We start from the raw sequence: 6,502 nt of genomic DNA, 5'->3' as shown, positions 1-6,502 counted from the left end.
TCACCCTCGGAGCCGCCATCACCTGCTACAAGAAACTCACCAAGTGAGACAAGCTCTAATGGGGACATGGGCTTCCTTTCTGTTTCATGCGTCCGAACGGACGAAGGGAAGTGAATCACGGACCAGCGCCGAGGAGTCCTCGATTTTCGTTAACAGGGCGTGAAATCGTCCAGTCCGAAAATTGTTTCCCAGCGTGAGGAATTGGGTGTTCCAAAACTGTTCGGATCTTTGCGTTTAATGGTTCCCCACGGCATTTCAGCTCAGCAGGCCGAGTACGGTGCAGAGCAGCGGACCGAGAAGCCCGCTCGCGTCGCAATCCGGTTCGGGCTGGGCCGGCGGCACCGGTTCCGGGGTGACGGGTGGCGGCGGTTCGGGAGACGAGGACGGCGGAGGGGGCGAGGTCGTTTCCGGCGGGGTTTCGGTCGACGGCAACGGAGGTGGCGGTTCCGCGGGTGCCGTTGTCTGTCCGATGGGGACGATGGGATACGGCGCGGACGTGGTGACCGTGGTGGACCGGGTGATCACCCTCGTCGGGAGCGCCGGAACCACCTGAGGAGGTACCGCCGGGGTCGAAGTCACGACAGGTGGCGGTGGCGGCGCGGGCGGGTTCGAGGGCACCGGCCGCGGCGCGGCGACCTCCGCCGTGCGCGCCGGAGGATCATCCCCCAGCTCCCGCGCGACCGTCCACAGGGACCAGACGCACGACGAGGCGGCCACCAGAGCCGCCAGGCAGGTACCGAGCTTCTTCGCTGTGGCGAGCATTTTCAGAGGTCCAGCACCAGCTTCCGGCCGCACGCCCGGGACACGCAGATCATCATCGTGTCGTTCGCGGCCCGCTCGTCGGCGGTCAGCAGCGAGTCCCGGTGGTCGGGAACCCCTGCCAGCACGGGCGTTTCACACGTGCCGCACGTGCCCTCGCGGCAGGACGACAGCACCGGCACCCCCGCGTCCTCGGCGACCTCGAGGATCGACCGGTCGTCCGGCACCGCGAGCGTCAGCCCGGACCGGGCCAGCTCGACGTCGAACCCCGTCGACGGCCCGGTGATCTCCTTGGGAGAGAAGCGTTCCAGGTGCAGGCCGAGCCCGGGTAGCTGCGCGCACGCCTGTTCGGCCACGGCGAGCAGCGGTTCGGGGCCGCAGCAGTACACCGCCGTGTCCTCGAACGCGGTGCCGAGGATGCCGTGCACGTCCAGCAGTCCCGACCGGTCCTGCGGCCACAGCGTCACCCTGTCGCCGTACTTCTGGCGCAGGTCCTCGGCGAACGCCATCGAGGAACGCGTCCGCCCGCCGTAGTACAGCTCCCACTCGGCACCGCTCTCGTCGGCCGCCGCGATCATCGGCACGAACGGTGTGATGCCGATACCGCCGGCGAGGAACAGGTACCGGTCGGCGGACACGAGCGGGAAGTTGTTGCGCGGCCCGCGGATCCGGAGGCGGTCGCCGGTGCGGAGCACGTCGTGCACGAACTCCGAGCCGCCGCGTCCGGAGTGTTCGCGCAACACCGCGACCTCCAGCACGGAGCGGTCGCCGGGGTCGCCGCAGAGCGAGTACTGGCGCACGAGGCCCGGCCCGAGCAGCAGGTCCACGTGCGCGCCGGGAGCCCACGGCGGCAGGAGTTCCCCGCCGGGGCGGCGGAACGCCAGCCGGACGACGCCGTCGGCGATGGTTTCCCTGTGCGCCAGCAGCACCTCGAGGTCGATGTCGGCCGAAGGAAGGGTGTTGACGGTCATGGCTCTCCCACTTGTCCACGTCGGTTCGGGAAGAAGTCAAACCGCCGGCGGGAACAGGGGAATAGCCGGGAAATGAATTCCTTGTATCGGCGTTTTCACGGCCATCCGCCCGTGGGGTGAGAATTCCGCCGGGCTCCGCACTACGGGCAAATACTACCCCATAAAACATCCGGATCACCGGAGGGCGAATCGCACGGAAAGGCGGCCGGGCCGGGGCGTGGGCCAGGAACGCAGGAGTTCGCGGTGCCGCCGGGGCCAGTCGCACACGACGACGTTGATCCCCCGGCCGAACTGGTCCAGCAGCCGCGTCGTGAACTCGTCCGCGTGGCGCGTGTCGAAAGGTCCCCGCCGCGCTTGGAAGAACACCAGCCCGCGAGAGGAAACCGCGAGCAGGACGTTGACATCGCCGAAGTGGTCGCGGAACCCCGTCAGCAGGTTCTGCCTGCCGGCCACCGCTGCCCGCCGCGATTCCGCGGGCGCGTGGGGCCGCGTCCACGCCAGCCACAGCACCTCCGCCTCCGGCAACCACTCGCCGCCGCCCACGGGCTGCGAAAGCACCGGGCGGCGGCGCATGTCGAGCAGGCGCTGCTCCTCGACGAGCTCCCAGCGCGCCAGGTACTGGGACACGGTCGCCGAGCTGACCAGGATGCCGAACTCCCGGCGCACCAGCTCAGCGATCGCCTGCCGGGTCCACAGCCGGTGCGGCAGCCCGCACACCTCGGGCGGGCCGTCGACGACCGTGCGCACGACCCAGGCCTGCTGTGCGGGCGAAAGCGCGAACTGCTCCCCCGGCCGGCGACCGCGGCGGCGGGGCCGCAGCGCGTCGTCGCCCTCGCGCTGGTAGGCGGCGACCCACGCCCCGACGGTCTTGCGGGACACCCCGAACAAGCGCGCGACCTCCGCCCGCGTCACGCCCGCCTCGACGGCGGCGACCGCCCGCCTGCGGAGGGCTTCCAACGCGTCGGGGGACAGACTGCGGGCGTCACGGCCGGTCACGTTCAAGTCCGCAATGGTGGCGGAGGTGCGGGGCACGGGATACACCCTTCGGTAAACGGAACATCACCGGTCGTCCCTCCTGGCGGGGAAGTGCGTGATCCGGCGGTAACAGGACTTCCCCGCGGATCAGCGGGAACCGCGGAGCACCCACCGCCGCACCAGCTGCGCGCTCACGACGGCGAGCAGCAGGACCGCCGTGAGCACCGGCAGGGACAGCTCGTCGCGCCGCACCGGCAGCGCCTCCCCCGAACCCGCCGACTGCGGTGCCGCGGCCACCACCGCGGGACCGGCGTCGCCCGCGGCCACTCCGGCCTGCGGAGCACCGGCGCCGGACAGCGGCGGGAACAGCGCACCGCCGGGCAGCAGCCCGGGCAGGCGCGTGCCGAACACGACGCCACCGGCGGGCGCGCCCGGCGTGTCCACGACCGTCCACTCCGCACCCGGCACCGGAGTCGCGCTCACGACGCGCGGGTTCGCGAGCGGTGCCGTGGCCGGCCCGGGCGAAGCCGGCGTCGGGGCCGGGGCCGGGGCTACTACCGGCCCGCGCACCAGGATGCCGCAGGCGGCGGCGAGCGAGCTGCGCACCGACGACACCAGCGGGGACAGCACCGGAGCCAGCAGGGGAACGTCGCCGAGGCGATCGGTCACCGCGTCGGCGATCCGGCCGCCGGGGATCTCGGCTTCGCCCTCCGGCACGACTCCGACCGGGATGGGGGCCTGCGCCGCCCACCCGGAGCGGAACGCCGCCGTGAGCACGCCGAGCGGGTCCAGCGTGGAAAGCGCGTCCACGACGGGCTGCACGACCGACCCGGGTGCCAGCAGCACCTGCTGTCCCGGCGTACCGGTCACAGTGGACGTGCAACTCGGTGCGGTCGTGGACTCGGTCGCGAAGGCAGGCGTACCGGTGAGCAGCGTGAGTGCCAGCGCACCGACGGTGAGGAATTGCCGGGTTCGCACGTGCTGCCTCCTGGAACGGATTCTTGGCCTGGTCTCAGGTATCCGGCCGCCGGCTGTGCCAAGCTGGGAAAAGTCCGGATGACGCATGGTGGCAGCTTTCCCACTCCTTTGACCAGTACGGGTGGAAAGGCCCGTTGCGGGCAGGTTTCCAGTGCGCTCAAGGGCTTCTGAGCAGGGAAGACGCCGCTGAGGACGCGCGCGGGAGCAAATTCGGCTCCGGGCAAAGAACGCCCATCGCGGATGGGCTGCGGGCAGGTGGCGGACCGGGGCGCTGTAACCAGTTCAACCGGGACTTGGCACCACTTTCCCGCGGTATCACCGCACACCCAGTGGAAAGCCGGGAAACTGTTCACCGGGAGGTAACAGACCATGGCACGGAAAAAGGGCCTGACGACCCGGGAATCCCCGGTCGTCAGGCCCTTTTCGCCGTCCTCAGACCAGTGCCGGGCAGCCGTCGGGCCACTCGGGTGCGACCAGCCGGACGTCACGGCAGAACTGCAGGCGCAGCCGCTCGCGGAACGCGGTGAGCGCGGCCGGGGTGAACGGCCGGTCGGCGGCGAGGAAGTGCAGCGTGCCCCGGTGGCTCACCGCGACGAGCGCGTGCAGCGCGCCGCCCGCCGGCGGGGACGGGTGGGTCCACGCCACGAGGAGCGTTCCCGGGCCGCAGCCGCTCCACCGCGTGAACACCCCGGTCCGGCTGATTGCCTCCCACCGGAGCAGGTACTGGTCGATCGTCGTGCCCGCGAGCACGACCCCGAACTCACGCGAGATCAGCTCCGACACGGCTCTTCGCGTCCACAGCAGCCACGGCAGTCCCGCGTGCTCCGGCGGGCCGGCCGTGAGCACCGAAACCACCCGGTCCTGCTGCGGCACCGACAGCGCGAGGCGTTCGCCGGTGCGGCGGCCACGGGGCCGCGGGCGGAAAGCGCTTTCGCCGCCGGACTGGTAGGCCCGCACCCAGGCGCCGACGGCCTTCCGCGAAACCCCGAGCAGGCTCGCGACCCGCGTCTGCGAAAGCCCCGACTCGACCGCGGCCACGGCCTGCCGCCGCAGTTGCTCCAGCGCGTCCACCGGCAGACTCCGGGCGTCACCGGTCAACGACCGTTGCTGAACGTCCATCACCACCCCCCTCGCGCGCTAGAGCCGGACTTCTTCCCGTTCCGCGACCGCCTCGGGCCGCCCGGCGGGCCGCCTGCGCAGCCACGCGACACCCAGCGCGAGGAGCGCGACCCCGAGCGCGCAACCGCCCAGCGCACGGGACAGGATGTCCGAAGTGGACGGGCCGGTCGTGGCGGCGACGGTCACGGTCGGGGCGGGGTGCTCCGGCTCGGGCTGTCCCGGTTGCGCCCGCTCGGCCCAACGGACCACCTCGCCGTCCGAATAGGTCTGCAGCGCCTCGAACGACAGCGTGCCGCCGCCGGGCAGCGCGCCGAGCCGCACGGGGAAGTCCTGGAAGGTGCCCACGGGCACCGGACCGCCCTCCCAGACGATCGACGAGACGGGAGCGTCGTCCATCCCGTGACCGGTGCCGCCCTCCTGCTTGACGGCGGTGATGTGCCAGCCCGGCAGGTTTTCCGGGGTGGCCGAACCGAGGTGGGCGTCGGCGGGGAACACCACTTCGAGGCGCACCGTCGTCGCGTCGTCGCGCTCGTTGGGCACGCGGAAGGAGATCGTGGCCGGTTCGCCGGGGGTGACGGTGTCCGGGCTCGCCGACACGTGGGCGGACGCGACCGGCTGGCAGGCCAGCGCCAGCGCGGTCCCGGCGAGCACGGCCACGGCGAGGCGCCGCGACCGGGGAAGTACGGGCATGGGTGTCCCTTCCTGGAACGAACGGACCGCGGAGCGGAAACCGCGGTCCGGTCAATGGTGCCGGAACACGTGACGCCGCGGTCACACCGTTGTTGAGGGCCCATTACCGGAACTTCCCCGTGCCCGGTTCCGCGCGGTGATCCGCGCTCCGGCATCACCGCCGCCGCCGAAATAGGACGCGTTGCCCGAACTGGCGGAAACGGTGGCCTGCCGCGGTTTTCCCTCGTCGCGCCCGTGGGCCGGCCGCGTGTCTCACTCGGAAGAGTGAGACACCTATTTGACCCCTGCACTTTCCCTTGACTTGCCGGTCCTCGCGGTTGCGCGTTCGCCGCAACGGAATCCGGAGTGGACGAAACCTCAGGTCCGCGTCGTGTTTCGGCCAGGTGAACGCGGTTCCCCGAGGATCCCCTCGGCCAGCACGTGCAACGCCGCCTCCAGCCGGGCGGTTTCGCCGCGCTCCAGGAGTTCGAGGATCGGCGCGGAGTGCAGCCCCGCCAGCACCAGGTCGGCCAGCAGCGGGGCGTCGAGGTCCGGGCGTTGCGCCGCGATGAGCGAGCTGACGTGCTTGTGCCACACGGGGTACACCGGGTGGTCCTCGCTGCCGGAGGTCGGTGGGACGGCCTGCCCGAGCGCGGCGAGCAACCCCTTGTTACGGCCCACGACGTCGACGACCGCCGAGAGGAACGCCAGCAGCCGCTCCCGGGGCGGCGCACCGGGCCCCAGCGGCGGCGGCCCGCTCTCCACGGCCTCCGTCAGCTCCAGCGCGCGTTCCCGCATCAACGCGACCATCAGGCCCATCCGGCTGCCGAATCGGTGGAACACCGTCCCCTTGCCCACCCCCGCCGCGGCGGCGACCTGCTCGATCGTCACCTCGTTCGGGCGGTACCTGCTCAGCAGGTCCTCCGTGGCGTTCAGGATCGCGCGCCGGTTGCGCACGGCGTCGGCTCGCTCGCGGCGCTCCGGACTCACCCGCTCCTCCTCGTGCCCGTAGACAACTGGACCGTCGGTCC

General features: G+C 71.5%; 7 protein-coding genes. 1 reads left to right on the top strand and 6 read right to left on the bottom strand.

Annotated elements, in window-relative coordinates; genetic code table 11:
- Nucleotides 1-277 precede the first annotated feature (277 nt).
- Nucleotides 278-553 (top strand): hypothetical protein, encoded by a 276-nt coding sequence (locus ABFX51_RS04480; protein WP_346052381.1) that lies wholly within the window; start codon nt 278-280, stop codon nt 551-553.
- Nucleotides 554-764: 211 nt separating this feature from the next.
- Here ABFX51_RS04480 and ABFX51_RS04475 read toward each other — a convergent pair whose 3' ends face one another.
- From ABFX51_RS04475 to ABFX51_RS04450, 6 genes are all read right to left on the bottom strand, one after another.
- Nucleotides 765-1,730, bottom strand: coding sequence for a PDR/VanB family oxidoreductase (locus ABFX51_RS04475; protein WP_346052379.1), 966 nt, complete (start codon nt 1,728-1,730; stop codon nt 765-767).
- A gap of 174 nt (nt 1,731-1,904) precedes the next feature.
- Entirely contained in the window at nt 1,905-2,762 is an 858-nt protein-coding gene (locus tag ABFX51_RS04470) for a helix-turn-helix domain-containing protein (RefSeq protein ID WP_346052377.1), read from the bottom strand.
- Nucleotides 2,763-2,852: 90 nt separating this feature from the next.
- Nucleotides 2,853-3,683, bottom strand: a complete 831-nt coding sequence (locus ABFX51_RS04465) for a hypothetical protein (protein WP_346052375.1) — start codon at nt 3,681-3,683, stop codon at nt 2,853-2,855.
- Between the two features lie 432 nt (nt 3,684-4,115).
- A complete protein-coding gene (locus ABFX51_RS04460) occupies nt 4,116-4,802 on the bottom strand; it encodes a helix-turn-helix domain-containing protein (RefSeq protein ID WP_346052373.1) in 687 nt (228 codons plus the stop codon).
- An 18-nt stretch (nt 4,803-4,820) separates the two neighbouring features.
- Nucleotides 4,821-5,492 carry a YcnI family copper-binding membrane protein gene (locus ABFX51_RS04455; protein WP_346052371.1) on the bottom strand — a complete coding sequence of 224 codons (672 nt, stop codon included), beginning with the start codon at nt 5,490-5,492 and terminating at the stop codon, nt 4,821-4,823.
- 357 nt (nt 5,493-5,849) lie between these two features.
- Entirely contained in the window at nt 5,850-6,461 is a 612-nt protein-coding gene (locus tag ABFX51_RS04450) for a TetR/AcrR family transcriptional regulator (RefSeq protein WP_346052369.1), read from the bottom strand.
- Nucleotides 6,462-6,502 lie beyond the last annotated feature (41 nt).

This window comes from Amycolatopsis dongchuanensis (assembly GCF_039542405.1).
GTDB classification, from domain to species: Bacteria; Actinomycetota; Actinomycetes; order Mycobacteriales; family Pseudonocardiaceae; genus Amycolatopsis_E; species Amycolatopsis_E sacchari.
Note: the sequence above shows the minus strand (reverse complement) of the source record. Positions and strands in the feature narration are given on the sequence as shown.

Excerpts from the sequence above, each read along its gene's own strand:
- ABFX51_RS04475 (WP_346052379.1), bottom strand. The coding sequence starts at position 1,730 with ATGACCGTCAACACCCTTCCTTCGGCCGACATCGACCTCGAGGTGCTG.
- ABFX51_RS04460 (WP_346052373.1), bottom strand. The coding sequence starts at position 4,802 with ATGGACGTTCAGCAACGGTCGTTGACCGGTGACGCCCGGAGTCTGCCG.
- ABFX51_RS04455 (WP_346052371.1), bottom strand. The coding sequence starts at position 5,492 with ATGCCCGTACTTCCCCGGTCGCGGCGCCTCGCCGTGGCCGTGCTCGCC.